The organism is Thermosyntropha sp. (genome assembly GCF_017656155.1).
GTDB lineage: Bacteria > Bacillota > Syntrophomonadia > Syntrophomonadales > Syntrophomonadaceae > Thermosyntropha.
In genome coordinates this window covers 272,183-293,151 of sequence record NZ_JACDOH010000002.1, presented here as the reverse complement: position 1 = coordinate 293,151, position 20,969 = coordinate 272,183, and the positions used below count along the sequence as shown (strand labels likewise).

At 36.3% G+C, this 20,969-nt stretch carries 19 protein-coding genes and 1 other annotated feature; of the genes, 17 read left to right on the top strand and 2 right to left on the bottom strand.

Annotated features, from left to right (window positions below):
• Positions 1-20 precede the first annotated feature (20 nt).
• Both H0Z36_RS03290 and H0Z36_RS03285 read left to right on the top strand, forming a co-directional pair.
• Positions 21-530 (top strand): DivIVA domain-containing protein, encoded by a 510-nt coding sequence (locus tag H0Z36_RS03290; RefSeq protein ID WP_296863802.1) that lies wholly within the window; start codon positions 21-23, stop codon positions 528-530.
• Positions 523-810: a DUF167 domain-containing protein gene (locus H0Z36_RS03285; RefSeq protein ID WP_296863801.1), complete on the top strand. Its 288-nt coding sequence runs from the start codon at positions 523-525 to the stop codon at positions 808-810. Before H0Z36_RS03290 ends, H0Z36_RS03285 begins: the two co-directional genes overlap by 8 nt.
• 17 nt (positions 811-827) lie before the next feature.
• Here H0Z36_RS03285 and H0Z36_RS03280 read toward each other — a convergent pair whose 3' ends face one another.
• Complete coding sequence (locus tag H0Z36_RS03280; RefSeq protein WP_296863800.1) at positions 828-1,733, bottom strand: DMT family transporter; 906 nt, start codon at positions 1,731-1,733, stop codon at positions 828-830.
• Between the two features lie 260 nt (positions 1,734-1,993).
• Here H0Z36_RS03280 and H0Z36_RS03275 point away from each other — a divergent pair, with 260 nt between their 5' ends.
• From H0Z36_RS03275 to H0Z36_RS03230, 10 genes are all read left to right on the top strand, one after another.
• Positions 1,994-2,779 carry a basic amino acid ABC transporter substrate-binding protein gene (locus H0Z36_RS03275; protein ID WP_296863799.1) on the top strand — a complete coding sequence of 262 codons (786 nt, stop codon included), beginning with the start codon at positions 1,994-1,996 and terminating at the stop codon, positions 2,777-2,779.
• A gap of 85 nt (positions 2,780-2,864) precedes the next feature.
• Positions 2,865-3,554, top strand: coding sequence for an amino acid ABC transporter permease (locus H0Z36_RS03270; RefSeq protein ID WP_296863798.1), 690 nt, complete (start codon positions 2,865-2,867; stop codon positions 3,552-3,554).
• Positions 3,551-4,273 (top strand): amino acid ABC transporter ATP-binding protein, encoded by a 723-nt coding sequence (locus tag H0Z36_RS03265; RefSeq protein WP_296863797.1) that lies wholly within the window; start codon positions 3,551-3,553, stop codon positions 4,271-4,273. Before H0Z36_RS03270 ends, H0Z36_RS03265 begins: the two co-directional genes overlap by 4 nt.
• 67 nt (positions 4,274-4,340) lie before the next feature.
• Entirely contained in the window at positions 4,341-4,967 is a 627-nt protein-coding gene (nth, locus tag H0Z36_RS03260; RefSeq protein WP_296863796.1) for an endonuclease III, read from the top strand.
• Between the two features lie 83 nt (positions 4,968-5,050).
• Positions 5,051-5,277 (top strand) — a binding site (T-box leader).
• A gap of 58 nt (positions 5,278-5,335) precedes the next feature.
• A complete protein-coding gene (ileS, locus tag H0Z36_RS03255; RefSeq protein WP_296863795.1) occupies positions 5,336-8,113 on the top strand; it encodes an isoleucine--tRNA ligase in 2,778 nt (925 codons plus the stop codon).
• Between the two features lie 428 nt (positions 8,114-8,541).
• The gene (locus tag H0Z36_RS03250; RefSeq protein ID WP_296863872.1) at positions 8,542-8,796 is read left to right on the top strand and encodes a DUF5665 domain-containing protein; all 255 of its coding nucleotides are present in this window, start codon (positions 8,542-8,544) and stop codon (positions 8,794-8,796) included.
• A gap of 9 nt (positions 8,797-8,805) precedes the next feature.
• Positions 8,806-9,261, top strand: coding sequence for a TraR/DksA C4-type zinc finger protein (locus H0Z36_RS03245; RefSeq protein ID WP_296863794.1), 456 nt, complete (start codon positions 8,806-8,808; stop codon positions 9,259-9,261).
• 84 nt (positions 9,262-9,345) lie between these two features.
• Positions 9,346-10,554, top strand: coding sequence for a glycosyltransferase family 4 protein (locus tag H0Z36_RS03240; RefSeq protein ID WP_296863793.1), 1,209 nt, complete (start codon positions 9,346-9,348; stop codon positions 10,552-10,554).
• Positions 10,555-10,654: 100 nt separating this feature from the next.
• The gene (locus tag H0Z36_RS03235) at positions 10,655-12,037 is read left to right on the top strand and encodes a Mur ligase family protein (protein ID WP_296863792.1); all 1,383 of its coding nucleotides are present in this window, start codon (positions 10,655-10,657) and stop codon (positions 12,035-12,037) included.
• A 30-nt stretch (positions 12,038-12,067) separates the two neighbouring features.
• Positions 12,068-12,802, top strand: a complete 735-nt coding sequence (locus H0Z36_RS03230; RefSeq protein ID WP_296863791.1) for a glutamine amidotransferase — start codon at positions 12,068-12,070, stop codon at positions 12,800-12,802.
• 40 nt (positions 12,803-12,842) lie between these two features.
• On the opposite strand, the gene H0Z36_RS03225 is transcribed toward H0Z36_RS03230, so the two are convergent.
• Complete coding sequence (locus tag H0Z36_RS03225) at positions 12,843-14,207, bottom strand: MATE family efflux transporter (protein WP_296863790.1); 1,365 nt, start codon at positions 14,205-14,207, stop codon at positions 12,843-12,845.
• A gap of 246 nt (positions 14,208-14,453) precedes the next feature.
• Between H0Z36_RS03225 and cas6 the strand changes: the two genes are divergently transcribed.
• From cas6 to cas3, 5 genes are read left to right on the top strand one after another with little or no spacing between them, the layout of a single operon-like run.
• On the top strand, positions 14,454-15,194 hold the full coding sequence (cas6, locus tag H0Z36_RS03220; protein ID WP_296863789.1) for a CRISPR-associated endoribonuclease Cas6: 741 nt from the start codon (positions 14,454-14,456) through the stop codon (positions 15,192-15,194).
• Positions 15,195-15,217: 23 nt separating this feature from the next.
• Complete coding sequence (locus H0Z36_RS03215) at positions 15,218-16,918, top strand: hypothetical protein (RefSeq protein WP_296863788.1); 1,701 nt, start codon at positions 15,218-15,220, stop codon at positions 16,916-16,918.
• Positions 16,915-17,835, top strand: a complete 921-nt coding sequence (gene cas7i / locus H0Z36_RS03210) for a type I-B CRISPR-associated protein Cas7/Cst2/DevR (RefSeq protein ID WP_296863787.1) — start codon at positions 16,915-16,917, stop codon at positions 17,833-17,835. Before H0Z36_RS03215 ends, cas7i begins: the two co-directional genes overlap by 4 nt.
• 39 nt (positions 17,836-17,874) lie before the next feature.
• Positions 17,875-18,618, top strand: a complete 744-nt coding sequence (locus H0Z36_RS03205) for a CRISPR-associated protein Cas5 (protein ID WP_296863786.1) — start codon at positions 17,875-17,877, stop codon at positions 18,616-18,618.
• Between the two features lie 26 nt (positions 18,619-18,644).
• The gene (gene cas3, locus H0Z36_RS03200; protein ID WP_296863785.1) at positions 18,645-20,948 is read left to right on the top strand and encodes a CRISPR-associated helicase Cas3'; all 2,304 of its coding nucleotides are present in this window, start codon (positions 18,645-18,647) and stop codon (positions 20,946-20,948) included.
• Positions 20,949-20,969: the final 21 nt, after the last annotated feature.

The window sequence follows — 20,969 nt, the reverse complement described above, 5'->3', positions numbered from 1 at the left end:
TGAAAGGGGAGGCAGCATATATGATTACACCTATGGAAATAAGGAACCAGCAATTCAGCCGGGCAATGAGAGGATTTAAGGAGGAAGAAGTAAAGAATTTTTTATATCATATTGCACAGAATTATGAATCATTATACAGCGAAAATGCGCGTTTGAAAGAAAATATTCAGCAATTAGAATATGAGCTTGCAAAGTATCGTAAATTAGAGGAGACCATGAATAACAGCCTGCTTTTAGCCCAGCAGGCAGCCGAGGAATATAAGAATAATGCACGCAAAGAGGCAGAATTTATCTTGGAGAATGCTAAACAGAAAATAGCGGAAATGCTTTTTATATATCAAGAGATTATAAAAAGATTAAATATTTTCGGGGCGGAAATGAAAGCCCAGATTACCAGTGAACTTGAGCTTTTAGAGAAAAATCAGCGTAAGATTGATGAGATGTCTGAGTTTTTTTACAGCAAAGATGTAAAAGATATTATGGAAAAGCTTGATAAATTAACTTTGAAGAAGGAAGAGGCAAATGATTGAAATAGTTAACACTGATGATGGAGTACGTTTTAATGTTAAAGTAATTCCGCGCTCTTCTCGCAATCAGATTGTGGGAGATGAAGCCGGAATCTTGAAAATAAAACTTAATGCACCACCGGTTGAAGGAGAGGCTAATAAGGCTTTAATCTCATTTCTTGCTGATGTGCTGAGGATTGCAAAGAGCAATGTCCTTATATTAAAAGGTGAAAATTCACGCCGTAAGGTTATTGAAGTAAGAGGTATAAATGAGCAGTATTTTCGGGAAAAGATAAAATGTTGAAAAATTCAGAAGAGGTTTCAGGCAGATTCGTCTAAAACCTCTTCTTTTTTTGAATGGGTTGGGAAAAGGACTGATATAAACATTGAAATCAAGATAAATAAAGCACCGATTATGCCGCGGGTAGATAAGATTTCTCCTGCCCACAGATATGCAGTTAAAGCAGCAAATACCGGCTCAGTGGTAAGGATTATGGCGAACCTGGTTGGAGTGCTGTGTTTTTGCATACTGTTTTGTAAAAGAAAAGCTAAATCAGTAGCTAAAATTGAAGTTATAAGAATAGCACTTACTGCATTGTAAGTAAGAGAATGAGGAAAAGGTTCGACGAATACTGCGATTAAAAGCGAAAAAATGCCTACAAATAAAATTTGCACTCCGGTTATAGCCACTGGATTATGCTTATGAGAATATCTGTCTACTAAAATAATATGCAGGGCAAAACCCAATGAACATATAAGAACTAAAAAATCTCCGTAGTTTAAGTTAAAGCTGTTAGTATAGAATGAAAGCAGAAACAAACCAATTAAGGCCAGCAAGGAGGCCAGGCAAGTTTTAAATTCCGGGATTTTTTTGTACATTAAAGAATATATAACCGGTACTAAAACTACGCTTAATCCAGTAATAAAGCCTGCATTGGAAGAGGTAGTATATTTAAGACCGACAGTTTGAAAAGCAAAGCCTATAAAAAGAAAGAAGCCGATAACAGAGCCGTAAAATATGGTAGAAGAATTTATGGATTTTATACTATCAAATGCCAGAAAGGCTAAAACTATAAATGCAATTATAAAGCGAAGGGCTAAAAACCAGAACGGACTTATATCGGCTAAAGCATTTTTAACCACTACGAAAGTAGCTCCCCATATAAAAGCGACAAAAAGCATACTTGTTTCAGCTTTAAGTTGTTTGTTGCTGGTAAAAAGCTGCATATTGTTTACCTCGTTTCTATAAAAGATTTACTCCTGATGAAGTTACAACTGCCTACATATAATAACATATTTTGACGCAGAAAATGTATAAAAATTTTTAAATGATAATAATTATTCAAATTAAGGATATTTTGAAAAAATATACATAAAAAAATAGGAGAAGCAAATAAATATAAGCATTTAATGATAAACTATTGTCGAATAATACATCTAATTGTATAATTATGATTGTTAAGATAAAGTGACAGGAGTGATAAAAATTGAAAAGTAAATGGCGTCTATTGTTAAGCAGTTTATTAATTTTAGGCCTTATGTTTACTGTTATTGGCTGTGGAGGGGAAGCAGCTGATAATTCCGAAGAAAAGGCTAAGAAGATTATAGTGGGGACTAATGCTACCTTCCCGCCGTTCGAGTCTCAGGAAAAAGGGGAATTAGTTGGGTTTGATATTGATCTGATTAAGGCTATTGGCGAAGTTCAAGGATATGAAGTAGAAGTGAAACATATGGCGTTTGAAGCTTTAGTTCCTGCCGTTCAGCAGGGCAAAATTGATGCTGCAATATCCGGCATGTCTATTACCCCTGATAGGCTGGAAGTGGTAGATTTTACTGAACCTTATTTTGATGCCGGATTAATTGTTGCAGTTCGAAACGATAACACTGATATTAATGGAACTGAAGATTTAAAAGGCAAAAGGTTGGCAGCTCAGACTGGAACAATAGGGGCAGCTTACTGTGATAAAGTTAAGGAAAAAGATCCTTCTACTGAAGTAAAGCTGTTTAAAGATGTAGGAGAGGCTTTTATGGAGCTTAAAAAAGGCGGTGTTGATGCGGTTATTAACGATCATCCGGTTACCTTGAACTATATATTAACCACTGAAGATGCTAATATAAAGATGGTAGGAGAAGTATTTTCTGCTGATGACAAATACGGTATAGCTGTAAAGAAAGGAAACACCGAGCTTTTGAACATGCTTAATGAAGGTTTGGCCAAAGTGAAAGAAAATGGCACTTATGATAAGATTTATAAAAAATATTTTGAGAAATAATGATTAATAATCAGTTATCAGGTATAATACTAAAAGCGCGAGAGCGGACTCGCGCTTTCAGTTTGTTTGATAGGAGGAATAACCGTTGTCGGGATTTTATGGCATAATAGACAGTCTTTTTGAAATCAGAGGATTTCAGGTTGTATATGAAAATATGCCGTATTTTTTGGAAGGAGCCTGGATAACAATTGAGGTTACGGCTTTATCAGTGGCAATGGGTATGGTTTTAGGTTTGTTTGCTGGTTTGTTCAGGCTTTCGAAGAATCGGATTTTGCGGTCAATTTCTGTTGCTTATATTGATTTTTTCCGGGGAACACCTCTTTTTGTGCAGATACTGCTCCTGCATTTCGGAGTTTTACCTTATTTTGGTGTAGATGAGGCTTTTACTTCGGCTATTATTGCCTGTGGTTTGAACAGCGGAGCTTATATAGGAGAGATAGTCCGAGCTGGTATTCAGGCAGTTGACAAAGGTCAGATGGAAGCTGCCCGTTCGTTGGGAATGAATGAGAGACAAGCCATGACCTATATTATACTGCCCCAGGCTTATAAGATTGTTATACCTCCTCTTATAAACGAATTTATTGCTCTTTTGAAAGATACTTCTTTGGTATCAACTATTGCGGTGGCAGAGCTAACCTACCGGGGGAATTTAGTTTATGCCAATACCTATCAGGCAGCATGGGTATGGGGTGCAGTGGCTATTATCTATTTTGTTATAACTAAGAGTTTGGGTCTTCTGGGTGATTATGTGGAAAGGAGGTTAGCTACCGGGTGATAGATATAGTTGGTGTATATAAAAGCTTTGGCAAATTAGAAGTATTAAAGGGTATTAACCTTCACATAAAGCCACGTGAGGTAGTATGTGTTATAGGACCTTCAGGTTCGGGCAAAAGCACTTTGCTCAGGTGTATAAATCAGCTGGAAAAGGTAAATAAAGGACATATTTATGTTGATGGAGAAGAAGTAACTGATCCTAAAACAGATATAAATAAAGTGCGCCAAAAAATGGGCATGGTTTTTCAACATTTCAACCTTTTTCCTCATAAAACTACTTTGGAAAATATAACTATTGCGCCTATAAAGATAAAAGGCATGCCTAAGAATGAAGCAGATGATTTAGCCATGGAGCTTTTAAGAAAAGTAGGACTGGAAGATAAAGCCCATGTTTATCCGGCTAATTTGTCTGGAGGCCAGAAACAGAGGGTTGCAATTGCCAGAGCGTTAGCTATGCAGCCTAAAGTTATGCTCTTTGATGAGCCTACTTCTGCTTTAGATCCAGAAATGGTAGGCGAGGTTTTGTCGGTAATGAAAGATTTAGCCTTAGAAGGAATGACTATGGTAGTGGTGACTCATGAAATGGGTTTTGCCCGGGAAGTTGGAGACAGGGTTATATTTATGGATGAAGGACAGATTGTAGAAGAAGGACTTCCTGAACAGATTTTTACTGATCCTAAAAATCCGCGAACCCAGTCTTTTTTAAGCAAAGTTTTATAAATTTCAAAATTAATGGTTCTGCCTGCCTTTATATAAAAGGTAGGCTTTTGCTTTAGGGGGATTTGAGGTGGATAAAAAAGATAGGTGCAGCCTTATACTTGAAAGGCTTTTCTTGGAATACCCTGATGCGGGGACTATGCTTAAATATAATTCTTTTTTTGAGCTTTTGGTGGCAGTTATATTGTCGGCTCAAACTACTGATAAACAGGTGAATAAAGTTACCCCGGAGCTTTTTGCTGTTTATAATACTCCGGAAGCTATGGCAAAAGCAGATTTAAAAGAGTTGGAGGAAAAGATAAAAAAAGTGGGGCTTTACAGGAGCAAGGCTAAAAATTTAAAGAATATGGCCAGGTTTCTGATTGATTTTTATGACGGCAAGGTGCCGGATGATTTTGAAGAGCTTATGAAACTGCCCGGGGTGGGACGAAAAACGGCCAATGTAGTTTTATCAGTAGGTTTTGGCAAACCGGGGTTAGGTGTAGATACTCATGTGCACAGGGTAGTCAACCGCCTGGGTTTAGTCCAAACAGATAATCCAATCAAAACTGAATATGAGCTTAAGGATTTGATTTCAGTTGAATTGTGGGGCAGGGCTCATCACCTTTTTATTTTTCATGGACGCCGGGTGTGCAAGGCCCGCCGGCCGGAGTGTATAAAATGCATAATAAATGATTTGTGCTGTAAAAATTTTTGATTTTTTGTGCTTAAAAAGCGGTAATAGTTGCCTTGTAAGGTGGTATATGCTACAATAAATACGATTTTCAGGTAAAATGAATATTCATGGCGATGAGCGGGAGAGTAGGCGGATTTTTCAGCTTTAAGCGAGTCCGGGATGGTGGAAGCCGGATAGCTGATTTCTGGCTGAAGATCACCCGTGAGCTTTCAAGCCGAAAGTTGAGATTGACGAGTAGGTTTGAACGCTGCTCGCGTTATGGAGCATGAGAGTGGTGTTTTTAAAAACACTATAAGGGTGGTACCGCGGAAGCAAACCTTTCGTCCCTGGAGGATGAAAGGTTTTTGTTGATTTAAATGAAAATAATCTGGCGAGGTGGTAAGAGGAAAATGGGTAAAGGCAAGTATGACAGCACTTTAAATTTACCGCAAACTCAATTTCCTATGAAGGCTAATTTGCCTAAGAGGGAGCCTGAATTTTTGAAGTTTTGGGAAGAAAATGATATATATCATAAAGTTCAGGAGAAAAACGTAGGAAAACCTAAATTTATTTTGCATGATGGACCTCCTTATGCCAACGGTAATATACATCTAGGCCATACTTTGAATAAAGTCCTCAAGGATATAATTGTGAAATATCGTTCGATGAGCGGATTTGATGCTCCTTATGTTCCCGGCTGGGATACGCATGGCCTTCCCATTGAACAGCAAGCTATCAAGAAGATGGGTATAGACCGGCATAAGACTGATGTGGTGGAATTCCGGCGTCAGTGCAGGGATTACGCATTAAGTTATGTAGATATCCAGAGAGAACAGTTTAAAAGATTGGGAGTAAGAGGGGATTGGGAGAAGCCTTATCTTACTCTGGAGCCTTATTTTGAAGCCATTCAAATAAAAGTTTTTGGGGAAATGGCTAAAAAGGGATATATATATAAAGGGCTTAAGCCGGTTTACTGGTGTGCAGATTGTGAAACTGCTTTAGCTGAAGCTGAAATTGAATATAGCAGCAAAATTTCACCTTCAATATATGTAAAATTCCCGGTAAAAGACGGACGGGGAGTACTTCCGGAAGATTCTTATGTAATCATATGGACAACTACTCCATGGACTATTCCTGCCAATACAGGGATAGCTGTTCATCCTGATTTTGATTATGTCCTTATAGAGGTAAATAAAGAAAAATATGTGTTGGCAAGAGGACTGTTAGAAAAGGTTGCCGGCGAAATAGGCTGGAATGCTTATGTTATCTTAAACGAATATAAAGGGAAAGACCTGGAAAGGATTGTATGCAGGCATCCTATTTTTGAAAGGGATTCTCTGGTGATATTGGGCACTCATGTTACTTTAGAAGCTGGTACCGGATGTGTTCATACTGCTCCCGGACATGGGGAAGATGACTTCTATGTTGGCAGGCAATACGGTCTTGAAGTTATATCACCGGTGGATAACAGCGGACACTTTACTGAAGAAGCTGGAAAGTTTAAAGGGCTTTTTGTACATGATGCCAATAAGGATGTTATTGCTGAGCTCGAAGCTTTAGGTATGCTTTTAAAGTCTTCAAAGATTGAGCATCAGTATCCATATTGCTGGAGATGTAAAAATCCTATAATTTACAGAGCTACTGAACAGTGGTTTGCCTCTATTGAAAACTTCCGTAAGGAAGCATTAGAGGCTATTGATGAGGTAACTTGGATTCCGGCCTGGGGACGCGATAGAATTTATAATATGGTCAGAGACCGCGGAGACTGGTGTATCTCAAGGCAGCGCACTTGGGGTGTGCCTATACCCATATTCTACTGCACAGAATGTGGTGAAACTGTAATTAATGATGCCACCATTGAGAGAGTAAGTCAGCTTTTTGCCGAATTTGGTTCAGATATATGGTTCGAAAAAGATGCGAAATATTTATTACCTGAAGGATATAAATGCGAAAAATGCGGGAGCTTAAGTTTCCGTAAGGAAACTGACATTATGGATGTGTGGTTTGATTCAGGTTCCAGCCATATGGCAGTTTTGGAAACTCATCCTGATTTAGTGTGGCCGGCAGCTCTTTATCTGGAGGGAAGCGACCAGCATCGCGGATGGTTCAACTCATCATTGTCTACGGCAGTGGCAGTTAAAGGCAGGGCACCTTATCGCAGCGTCTTGACCCATGGTTTTGTAGTGGATGAACAAGGACGCAAGATGTCAAAGTCTTTAGGCAATGTGGTTGATCCCTTGCAGATGATTGAAGAGATGGGGGCAGATATTTTAAGGCTTTGGGTTTCTTCGGCTGATTATCGATCTGATGTAGCAGTATCAGAAAATATAATAAGGCAGAGTGCAGAAGCTTATCGTAAAATAAGAAATACCTGCCGTTTTATATTAGGAAATCTTTTTGATTATGATCCGGATAAACATAAGGTAGAATATGAAAAATTGTCTGAAATGGATAAATGGATACTTATAAAGCTAGATAAACTGATTGAGCGGGTTACAAGGGCTTATGAAAATTATGAGTTTCATGTGGTCTTCCATTCTATCCATAATTTCTGTACAGTTGATTTAAGCAACATTTATTTCGATATCTGTAAAGATATACTTTACTGTTCGCATCCTGACGATATAGGAAGAAGAGGAGTGCAAACCGTTTTATATGAGCTTATTAATGCTCTGGTTGTGCTTTTAACTCCTATTTTAGCTTTTACTACGGAAGAAATCTGGAGTTATCTGAGAAGAGAAGGACAGCCTATAAGTGTCCAGCTTTTAGAATGGCCTGAAGTTAAAGGATACGAAGATCATGATATTGAAGACAGAATGGAAAAAATACTTAAAGTTCGGGAAGTAGTTACTAAAGCTATGGAAGAGGCCCGGGCAAATAAGATTATAGGACATTCATTAGGGGCATGGGTAACCATTTATGCTGAAGAAGATTGGCTTAAGGTTTTAAATGAAGTTTCTTTCTTGGATAAGATTTTTATTTCTTCCCGGGTAGATATAAAACCGGCGGGAGAAAGGCCGGAAGATACCCGCTCTCTTCCTGAAATTGAAGGGGTCTGGGTTGAAGTTAAAAAAGCGGAAGGAGAAAAATGTGAACGTTGCTGGATAATATCTCCTTCGGTAGGTCAGAATAGTGAATATCCTACCCTTTGTTCACGCTGTGCCGGGGTAGTTGAAAAACTCAAATAATAACGTACACTAGAAAAGCAGAGAGCATAAGTTTTAAATAACCCTTTAGTATGAAGAATTTTTCAAATTTATGTATTTTGAAAGTGGGGAAGAGGAGACTCTTCCCTTAAATCTTATAGTAAACTTTAAAAGGCCTATTTCTGTTCTAGGCAAAAAAGGTGATTAGGTAGAGTTTGCAGAACTTTTAGGGAAAGCGTCGGTTATGGCAGTTAATAATTTTAGTTCTGAAAGGTTTATAAATCGGCGGGAAAATCCACAAACATTAAATAATAGATAAAGGTATGATAATGTAGTTTAAAGGCATACTAATAAGTAGACTGGAGGGGGGGATTATCCTGTCGTTTAAAGATGGTAAATCGGGAGATAATGAAAATACTAATCTGGTATTGCAAAAACTGTCGGATAAATTAGATGAGCTGGCGGTAAATATGGAAAAAATGCGGCTGGCTGAGTATGTTGAGTTGCTTGAAAATCCTCGCCGTCTGCTGTTTCTTAATTTTCTTATTGGGGTATCCCGTGGCTTCGGAACTGCTATCGGATTTACCGTTTTGGCAGCTTTGGTTCTTTATTTTTTGCAGCAGATGATTGTTTTGAACATTCCTGTTATCGGCAGCTTTATTGCTGATATAGTAGCTATTGTTCAGGCTCAGCTTAAGGTGGGAGGGTTCATTATTTATTTTTAATGAACCGAGGTGTTAAGTTTGAATAATTTAGAAAGTTTAATGGCCAAAAAAAAGGAAATCGAAAGTATAATCGGACAGAAAAGAAAGCAGCTTATGATGCCGCAGGCAGAGTCTACAGATGAGCTTTCCCTGTATGATCAACATCCGGCAGATGCGGCATCTGATCTGTATGAAAGAGAAAAAGATGCCGGACTTCTCGAAATGCTGGAATTCGAGTTGGAAAAGGTAAATGATGCTATCGAACGATATAATACGGGACAGTATGGGATATGTGAAAATTGCGGAAAAGAGATTGAACCACAAAGGCTTAAAAGATTGGTTAATACTACCCTTTGTGCGAAATGTGCTGCCGAGATTCAGGATAAGTTTACCAGGCCGGCAGAAGAAGATATTACTTCAACTGGAAGTATGGCTGATAAAGGGGAAACTTTTCAAATTGCCGGTTATGAATTTTATGAAGAATAATGTAAAATGGAGGTTAAAATACTTGCCAGAATTTGATCCACAATATAATATTTATTTTGAGAAAGGTGAAGGGGGGATTCAGTTTTGAAAATAGGAGTTTTTACCGACAGCTATAAGCCTTATACCAGCGGTGTAGTAACATCTATAACTACTTTTAAATATGAACTTAATAAATTAGGTCATGATATATATATATTTGCTCCCAGTTATCCCGATTATGAAGATGAGGAAGAGAAGGTTTACAGGTTTTTTTCTCTACCTGCTCCTACTAATCCTGATTATACCTTGGCTGTCCCAGTTCATCCGGGACTTAGCATGCTCATAAAGAGGCTGGATTTAGATATAATTCATGTTCATTCCCCCTTTACTATGGGAAGGGTTGGTCTTCATAATGCAAAAAGGCAGGGTATCCCCCTCGTTTTTACTTATCATACTTTGTATGATCAATATGTGCATTATGTACCAATTGCCCAAGATTTGGCCCGGGAGATAACTATAAAATACAGCACCAATTTCTGCAATCAATGTGATCATGTAATAGTTCCCAGCACAGAAGTAGAAGCAAAATTAAAGGAGCTTAAAGTAAAGGCTCCAGTATCGGTAATTCCTACCGGGGTTCCTTTACACAAATTCCAGAATGGTGATAAAGAATATCTTAGAAAACAGTATCCATCTATACCAAAGGATAACAAAATACTTCTTTTTGTAGGCCGCCTTACTAAAGAAAAAAATCTGGGATTTCTGATAAATGCTTTTAATCTTCTAAAGAAAGAACGACCGGATACTACATTGGTTTTAACTGCTCAAGGACCTTTGGAGCATGAGCTCAAGAAACTGGCAGTTTCATTAGGATTGTCTTTGGAAAAAGATGTTATATTTACCGGTGCTTTGCCTTTTGATACCTTGGTAAATGTATATTTTTCGGCTGACCTTTTTGTATTTGCGTCCCTGACTGAAACTCAGGGGTTGGTTCTGATTGAGGCTATGGCAGCAGGCTTACCGGTAGTTGCGGTAAAAGCCAACGGGGTAATAGATATGGTAGATGATGGAGTAAACGGTTATCTTACCGGATGTGATATGGAGGAATTCGTGAGTGCTATAAAACGAATACTGGTTGATGAAGAAACTTATGCTTCTTTTAAGGATAATGCTTATAAAAAGGCTGACCTTCTTTCTTCAGCCAATATGGCAAAAAAACTGGAAAATGTGTATCTTGAGCTTTATGAGAAGTCAAGGCCTAAAAGGATGCGCAAATACCATGTCATAGATTGGATTTACCGTTTAGGGTCATGATGAAAAATTTTCGTTTATAGATAAAAACTATAATTTACAAAAGGTATGCGGATTTAATTTTTAAAGCATACCTTTTAATTCTGTAAATGAGGTTAAAACTATGAGAGGCTTGCGTAAAATAACGGCTATGTTAACAGGAAAAATATTGCTCCTTTTAATGAAAGTCTTGGGAAGACAGGGAACTGTTTTGCCTGGTAAAATTGCCCGCCGAATTGATCCGGACATTTTAAAAAAACTGGCTAAAAACATAACTGAAGAAATAATTGTAGTAACAGGCACCAATGGCAAAACTACTACATCCAACATGATTGCCCAGATACTCACGGAAGAGGGGTATTCTATTATACACAACCGAGCAGGGGCTAATATGCTGACAGGTATTACTACTGCTTTTATTGCCGGAAGCGATTTTACAGGCAGGCGCAGATATCATTATGCGGTTTTGGAGACGGATGAGGCTAATGTTCCTCTGCTTTTGAGGGAAGTGAAACCCAGATTGCTGCTCATCACTAATTTTTTTCGTGATCAACTGGACAGGTATGGAGAGCTTGATTATACCGTAAAGATGATAAAAGATGCAGTCCGGGAAAGCAGTATAGAACTGGTATTAAATGCTGATGACCCTTTGATGGCAGATTTTGAGCGTTATACTGGGCTTTGTGTCTGGTATTACGGTTTTGATGATACTGATTATGATACTTTGGTAAGCAGTGAAAGCAGGGAAGGCAGATACTGTGTTTTTTGTGGAAATGAAATCAGCTATCGCCGTTATCATTATGCACAGCTGGGCAGTTTTTACTGTAACAAATGTGGAAACCATAATCCAGAGCCCAATTTTTTAGCCAGAGATTTAGTGATGAATCCGCATTTACGGTTTAAAATAAACAATATAGAAATAGAAAGTTATTATCAGGGCTTTTATAATGCTTATAATATATTAGCTGCAGTTTCGGCAGCCAAACTTTTAGGAGTGGAGAATGAAACAATAAGGAAGGCAATCAAATCTTATATACCGCGTGCGGGGCGCATGGAGGTTTTTAATATCAACGGAAAAGAAACGATACTTATTTTAGTAAAAAATCCTGCCGGTTTAAACCAGACTTTAACTGCTATGAAACATGATAAGAGGAGGAAAAACATATTTTTGGCTTTGAATGATAATGCAGCTGATGGGCGTGATGTTTCCTGGATATGGGATGCAGATGTAGAGATTATAAATGAAACAAATTATGAAAGAATAGTTTGTTCAGGCAAAAGAAGCGGGGATATTGCAGTTCGTATAAAGTACAGCGGAGTAAGTGAAAATACCATACTTATTAAAACTCCTCTTAAAGAAGGAATAGAAGCTGCCTGCAGTGGAGAAGGCGAAACTACTTATATTCTTTCTACTTATACTGCACTTTTTCCCTGCCGGAAGATTTTAAGGAGAATGCACCATAAAAAGGCAAGTAAAGAGGGAGAGGTCTTTCGCTTGACAGAATAAAATTATGATAAACTGAGATGAGGGGAAAACATGGGAGAAATTAAAATAGCTCATATGTATCCGGATTTAATGAATCTATATGGTGACAGGGGAAATCTTATCTGTCTTAGCCAGAGGTTAAAGTGGTATGGTTTTAATTGTAAGATAACACCGGTTAGTTTAGGAGAGGATTTGGACTTTAATGATATAGATTTTATTTTTATGGGGGGCGGGTCAGACCGGGAACAGGATTTGATTTACCGGGATTTATGGAAGAGAGCAGACCGTCTGTGGATAGAAATTGAGGAAGGCATGCCTATGCTGGCGATATGTGGAGCTTATCAGCTTTTAGGTAAATATTATCAGGCGCTTGATGGTAAAATTATGCAAGGGCTTAGTTTTTTCGATTTTTATACTGAAGGGGAAGAAAAGAGGCTTATAGGCAATATAATCCTGGAAGCTGAGGTGACAGGGGAAAAAGTCACAGTAGTTGGATTTGAGAACCATGGAGGCAGAACTTATTTGAATGATTCAGCTATAGAGCCTTTTGGAAAAGTTATAAAAGGATATGGGAATAATGGATATGATAAAACAGAAGGAATATTTTATAAAAATCTTATAGGAACCTATTTGCATGGACCTCTTTTACCTAAGAATCCGGATATTGCTGATTTTTTCATTAAAGTTATCTTAATGCGAAAAGGGATAAAATTAGATAAAAAACTTGATAATACTATTGAAAATTTTGCACATGAACAGGTAAAAAAGATGATACTTGCAGGTTAAAGCCTCAGAGAAAAGAACTCTGAGGCTTTTATGTTCAATATTAAATTTTGTTTGCCTGTTTTTCTAAAGCTTTGTTAAGCCAATTCTGACGGAGAATGATTGCAGAATATACCAGGGTTCGCAAAGTCCAGTCGATTACAAAAGCTATCCATACATAAGTTACAGGTTTATGCAGGACTATTATTAAAAAATAGGTTAGTGGCAGACGAAATCCCCATGTAAATAAAGTGATTATAAGCATGGGAGTTCGGGTATTGCCGGAGCCTCTTAAAATACCTCCCATAACCATACTGGAAGCCATGGTGATCTGTTCCAGGGAAGCAATGCGGATAAGGGTTCCAGCTACTCCAATTATTTCCTGATCATTGGTAAAAAGAGAAACGATCTGGTGAGGGAGAAGTGCGAACAAAAGGCCGAAAAAACCCATTATAATGACAGCAAATTCTATAGTTCCACGGGCGTATTTTTTTGTCATGTTTCGGTCTTTTGCTCCTATACTATGACCTACCAGCACACTGGCAGCAACAGCAATCCCAAAACCGGGCATAAAAGAAATTGATTCTATGACTACTGCTAGTTGGTGGGATGCATAAGCTAATGTTCCCGCATGGACAATTAAAAAGATTGAAATTATATTGCTCAAAGACCAGAAAAAGTTTTCTCCCAAGCTGGGGATTCCTAGAGTTAATATATCCCGAAAAACAGTGATTTTAATTGTTTTTTTGGTTTCTTTATAAGGGAAAAAACTTTTACGGTTAATCTTAAAGAAGTAGAAAGCCAGAATTACTCCCAAAATATGCGAAAATGATGTAGCATAAGCAGCACCTGCTACTCCTAGAGCAGGTAGTCCTAATTTACCATAAACCAATATATAATCACCTATGGCGTTAAAAATATTCATTACAAGAGATATTTTCATGGGAATGTCGGTTCGACCCAATCCCCGGAAGATTGAATGCAGCATATACAAAGTAACTGCAAAAGGAGTAATTTTAAAGGTTATGAGAAGATAATGCAAAGCTTGGTCATGAACTGACTTTTCTACTGAAAAGAGTTCTATTATCTGGGTAGCCAGATTTAGACCGATTATACCGGTTATTGTGCCTGTGATTATTGCCATAATTACTGTATGTAAAATAATGCTGGCAATTTGCTCATAGTTTTTAGCTCCTCTGGCCTGGGCTATTAAAACAGAAGAGCCTGTTGATAGGGCTTCGAAAAGAAGGACAATTGAAAAAAATATTTCTGCTCCCAAACCTACCGCGGCAAGGGGTGCAGCACCTAAGCGTCCTACTATGGCTACATCTACAATTCCTACTATCATATACATAATCATTTCTACCATAGCCGGCCAGGAAATTTGCCAGATTTCTGTGCGAAGCTTTTGATTTTTTAATACGAGCATATCTATTACCTCAACTCAGCAGTTTTAAATATAATCAGACCTATCGGTTAATAAGTATAGCTTTTATAAAAATTAAAAGCCAGTAATAAAACAAAAAAATTTTTTTAGGGTGACAAAAAGATGTCACCTTATTTAGTTATACTGTTCATAAAAATTAAAGCAGGATTATGGAAGATTTAAGAAGAATTTAGTATAATATTGCTATTTAAGGGAAATTATGATGTTAAGATGAGAGGATGGCAGATAATGCGTATTACCATTACTATGGGTTCTGACCAGGACATAGTTTTACCTGTCCACTATCATCATATTTTACAGGGTTTTCTTTACAAAAACATATCAGACAGTGATTACCGGGAATTTTTGCATCAAGAGGGGTTCAGCTACCAGAAAAGGCGTTTCAAACTTTTTACTTATTCTAGTTTAAGAGGAGAATTCAGATTAAACAAGGAGAAAGGAGATATAATTTTCAAATCACCGGTGGCCCTTACGGTTTCTTCACCTCTAGAACCGTTTATTACCGACCTGGCGGAAACCTTGATGAAAGCGGAAGAGCTCCATCTGGGCAGCAACCGTGTGGAATTAAAGTCGATAAATGTACCTAAGGCGGTAGTTTTCTCTGAAAAAGTGCGCATAAAAATGCTGTCCCCGGTGGTAGCACATACTACTGAAGAAGTGCAGGGAAAAAAAAGGACTACCTATTTTTCACCCTGGGATACTCCTTTCGACAGCCTTATTCTCGGCAATTTACAAAAGAAATACTGGGTGTTAAAAGGGGAATATTCCAAGGGTGAATTAAAGGTTATACCTTGTGACAACCGCAAGGATAAATTCCTGAAAATCATAAAATATAAGGATTTTATCATCAAAGGTTATAGCGGAATTTACTGGCTGGTAGGGGATCCGGAACTGATGGAAATAGCTTATTATACAGGCCTGGGCTCCAAGAATTCGCAGGGGTTTGGGTGTTTTGAGGTAGAGGATTAAGAGGAAAAGGAGGTGTTGGGGTCATGTCAAAATTGTACAAGATTTATGTTCGCAAGCATTGGTGGTTTGATGCAGGTATAGCCGGTTTATACAACATAATTAAGGAATTACAGCTAGAAGCAAAGTATGGTATAGGGGTTAAATTGGTGAATGATGGATTAGAGTTTGAGTACGATAATGAAGATAAATTAAGGAATTTATTGAGTGAAAGTTATGAAGAATTGGCTAGCCGATATTGGAATGTATCTGATAAAAAGCAAAAAGAAAATCCAGTGTTGGTTTTCTATGATTTGGATAAGGATCAAATTTTGTTGAAACCAAAAAAGAATCCTACCCCGATACCTGCATTGTTTATCAAAGGTAGTAGTTGGGGTAAAACTCATGCTGTTCCTATTGAAGAAATATCTGATTCCAAGTTGCGAAAAAGAGTGGAAGACTTTTTGAAGGAAAACGATAAAGCAGAACTTTGGGGCAAACAAAAAAAGGTTTTATTTGAAGAACCTTTTTGTCACAGAAAAATCGACATTTTACCTGTAAGAACAGGGAGAGAAAGATTAAAAGTTTGTTCTGTGTGTGGACAAAAAAGTTTTAAGTGTTATGAGGTAAGCCAGCCTTCTTTTCTTCTATTTGCCAGTGGAACTGCTACCAGGTCATTTAATTCCCAAGGAAAGAATCCTGCACAGATATGTTGGGAGTGCGATTTGTTGGGACATTTTGCTGTAGAGGCGGCAACTTATAAAAAAACATCTGATTCTTTATTTATAGTACAGGTTAGTTCTTCAAATTTAAAAAAATTATTTCAAGTAAATGAAAAAATTGGATTTACTTCTCATATGAGATTAATGAATGAAGAAACTTTTTGGACTAATTTGAGGATGGACGATAATTCACCTTTGCTTTATTCCCAATATCCTTATGAATTTTTATGGGCTTTTTATTATCAGGCATACAAAATTTTAAGGAAAGAAAATGAATTTTCATTAGATGAACTACTTGCTTTTTCGTTATCAAATGCTCCTGTACAAATAGTTTTGCTTTTTGTTGAAAGTAAAAGAGATACTTTTAAAACTAATAATGTAATTTTTTACAATGATACTGCCTATATTTTTAGGTTGTTACATTTGCTGGTAGATAAGAATGATTATAATTTTCCCAAATTACTATTTGATAGCTTATATATAGGGGGATTAAAGAATACCAGATATTCTTATTTCCGCGATTATTTTTTTAGAAGAGTTCTGTATAAAAAAAGTGTTTTATTAGATGCGGAGGATTTTGCTTTTTATGTATCTATGCGGGAAGGGGGGTACTTAAAGGCTTTGTTAGATTTTTTAATGCTTTACGAAATGGAAATAGGAGGTGTAAAAATGAACAGTGAGCAGGTACAAAAAGCTGTAAATTTAGGCAAATCGATCGTGATGCGTGCAAAAGAAAAGTTGTTAGAAGAAGGAACAGTAAAGCTTGAAACGGATATAAAGAGAATAAAAGGAGATTTGTATGCTTTACGTAAAAGCCGAACCAAGGAAGATTTTTTGAATCAAATTAATAATTTGCAGATGAGATATGGGCTTATTACTTCCAAAGATATAGAAGGAGGTCTTCTTGAAGAGGTTCCTTTTGAAGAATTTAAGGCTTATTGTGTTTTAGGCGCTTTAAATGTTTATAATTCTTTATTACCTAAATCTGATAAATCTGATAAAGAAGAAGGGGGCATACAGAAATGAAAAATGAAATGAAAAATAATGAGAATAAAATGAAAGATGCCAAATGTTTAACCATATCCTATCTTACATGGGCATCTTATACTTCCTTGAATGCAGGAGATAAAGAGGCTGATAATATAACTAATTTGAAAAAAATACAGATGAATGATGGGAAAGAATATCCGTACTGTTCTTCACAGGCAGTAAGAAGGGCCTTAAGAGAACAGTTGGCAGTTTTAGGCTGTAAATTATCTGAGGGAGTCACTGCGGTTCAGAAAAAAGGTGCTGCTACCACTATGTGTAACCCTCAGGAATATATTGATGATGATTTATTTGGTTTTATGAAGGCAGATACTGCTACTGTTAAAAGAATTAGTCCGGTAAGAGTCTCTCCATTGATTGCTTTAGAACCTTATAGAGGAGATTTAGATTACGGAACTAATTATATGGCTGTTAAAGCAGGAGGAGATCCCAATATTTTTGAAACAGAAATTCATTCTGGGTTTTATAAAGGGACTATACTTATTGAATTAGACAGAGTAGGGGAAAAAACAGCAGGTGATCTTTATAAATTAGAATTGGAAGCAAAACAAAAAGCAGAAAGAGTAAAAGCTTTGTTGACAGCTGTCCAAAATCTTTGGACAGTAGGCAGACAGAGCAGATTTTTAACTGATATTTCTCCCAAATTTGTCTGTGCAGCCTTGATGAAAGTCAAAAATCCTATTTTTATGGAAAGTATTAGGATTGAAAAAGGAAAGCCTGATATTAATTTAATTAATCAAACAATTAGTGATTTTGCATATGTAATTATTGACCATGTTATAGGAGAACGCAAAGGATTTTTCCCGGAAGATAATGAACAGTTTGCTACTTTGGGACAAGCTTTTGATAAGATGAGACAGTGGATAGATGATATTTTTGGAGAAAAAACTGAGTAAGGTTTATTCTTAATAGGTTACAGGAAAGGAGAAACCTTTATGTACGGTTTTTATGTACATTTAAAGGCAGATTTTGCTTCGTTTAGAGACCCAGGGGGACAGCTTTATCATTCTTGTCTCCCTTTGCCTCCCTTTTCTACCTTAGTAGGGTTGGCTGGAGCTGCCTTAGGAAAAAATTTCAAAGAAGTTCTGCAGTTTTTTAAGGAGAATAATATAAAAACCGGGGCAGCAGGTATGCATTGGGGAAAAGGAATTGATTTGTGGAATTATTCTAAAATAAAAAGCGGCAACAAAATAGAAAAAGATATTGTTAACAGGGAATTTTTAACATTTATAAGTCTGTGGGTATTTTATGCAAATGAAGATAAAAGTGTTTTGGAACAGTTACAAGAGGCTTTTCAGAATCCGGTTTTTTGTTTAACTATAGGCACAAGCGATGATTTGGTAAAGATATTGGAAGTAAGTCCATGTTTTATGATTGAAAAGTTAAATTCTTCACAGTTTAGTACTGGTATGGGGTTGGAAGGCTTTGTTTTATTTCCGGGGGATATTGAAGATAATTATAGGTTAGATTGGGATGAAATAAAGCAGAGTAGGTTAGATGTTATTTTAAGTACACCTGTTGTCAAAAAACTGCCGGTAGACTATAGCTTTGATGGTGAGGTGCGTAAAGGGGAAAGGTATGAGGTTTTTAGTTTTTTACCTGGCTGGGTAAATCTGAAAGAAGAAACTGAAGTTTATTGTTTTGAAAAGTTTAAAATTCCTTTATTTTCTTTGGCTTGAAAAAAGAGTTTTGGCAGGTGTATGACATGTATAGAGCAAAGCCTTTTGTGTCTTATGAGGAACATGTAAATGATTGCTATAGGATATGGAGTGATATATGGGATTCATGCCATAAATTGATAAAAATTTGGGCTGATGAGATAAATATTCCTTATGAGATTATGAGACAAAAGAGCCTGATTAGTGTGTTGTTTCATGATACAGGTAAATTGTTAGATATTTTTCAGGAAAATATGGAAAAGATTGAAAAGGGAGAAAGACCAGATTATAAAAATAACTTTAGGCATGAGATTATATCATCTTGTCTTTTGTTTCATTGGTGGCTTAAACGTATAAAAAATGGTGAGGAAGAATATTTACCTTATGAAGTATGGGCTGTACTCGGACACCATAAAACACTTGATAAACAATGGGATAGTTTTTTACGTGAAAGATTAAGAGAGGTTTGGCCTAAATTTGAGCAGGAAAAGATTATCTATGCTTTTTCGATAGTAGAGCCCATCTTAAAAAGAGAAGGTATTTGTGTTGAAGTCTTAAAAAATACTAATTTTGATATTAATTTGTATAAAAAGAATTTTTTTAAAGTAATGGAAGAAACAGCCTCTAAAGCTTCTAATATAACTGATAAGTTTAATTATAATCAGCGGAGACAAATTTATTCAATTTTAAAAGGAATATTGCATTATTGTGATTGGACTGCTTCTTCCAATTTGCAAAAGAGAAATAACTATTGGTTGTATCATGACTTAGATACTATGCGTTTAAGGATAAGACAGAAGGTTGAAAAAGAGAATAAAAATTATGAAGAAAGACCTTTTCAAAAAGCTTGTTCGCAAGTAAAAGGGGACCTTTTGGCTGTTGCGCCTACTGGTTCTGGAAAAACGGAGGCTGCTGTTTTGTGGTCTCTTAACAGTGATTTTAGAAAATTAATTTTTTTAATGCCTACCATGATTACTTCTAATAATTTGTATAAGCGTATAAGTGAGGAATATTTTTATGATTCCCCCTGTGGTATATCGCATTCTGGAGTTCAGTCATTTTTGTTTTTAGAAAATGAGGAAAATGAAATAAAAATTGATTTAATAAGGGAACAGTTATTGCGTGGAAAAGCTTTTATGTTTCCAGTTATGATATCTACAATTGATCAGATACTTTCGACAGGGTTTAATACAGGTTTTTGGACTCAAAAAGAATTTTCTTTAATAGGCGCTTCCGTTGTTATTGATGAAATACAAGCTTATGATACCTATACTCTAGCTCTTATAACCAAAACTGTGGAAAAGATAAAAAAATTGGGGGGAAGAGTAATGATTATGAGCGCAACCTTCCCCCAAGCGGTACGCGAACACTTTAGTAATGTACTAGGAAATCCTCAAATAGTTATGGCTGAAGAAAGGTTAAGTCTGGTCAGAAATAATTGGAAGTATATTGATGTTAAAATTGAAGAATTAGATGAATATGTAGAAACATATTTAAAGAAAAATAAGCGAGTAGCAATAATTGTAAATGATATTGAAACTGCCAAGAAAACCTATAAAAAATGGAAAGATAGATTGGTAAATGATAATAAAGAATTGATGTGTTATCATTCTGAATTTACTCTTAAAGACCGAAAAAAGAAAGAAGATATATTGACAGGAAAAAAGGAAGATGGTTCAGAAGAAAATTTAAAAAATTGTGATTTACTCATTGCTACCCAGGCTGTAGAAGTTTCATTAGATATAGATTTTGATATTATGTTTAGTGAGTGTGCCCCCATAGATTCTTTGATTCAAAGAGCAGGTAGATGTAATCGAAGTTATAAAAAAAATGATTCTGAATTTATAATTTTTGATTTTTCTGATGTATCAATAAACTATGTCTATAAAAATAGCAAGGATATTCTAGAGCGAACCAAAGAAATTATTAAAGAAAAGCAGGGAAGATTAACAGAAAAAGATTTATTGGATATAATGGATGAAATTTACAAAGATTATGATATATATGACTCTGAATATAAAGATGGGGAAAAAGTTTATGAAAGGGTAGCAATTGCTGAATTATTTTATGATGTGCCTATATCTGAGGAAAAAACAAGAAATTTTGAAACTGTTAAGGTTAGTGTGATACCTATTAAGTTTTTGGATTTAGTGGAAGAATTTTATGAGAAGAATGAGTTTTATAAAATTAGTTTATATGAAATTCCGATAAATTTAGGAAAATACAAGAAATTACAGAAAAATGGGAGGATTTGTGAAAATAAGTACAGGCTGCCTATAGTTAATATAAAATATTCTACTGAAACTGGATTAGATTATTCAGAGTTAGAGAAAACATTTTTGGAGTATTAACATTGAGAAATGAGATGATGG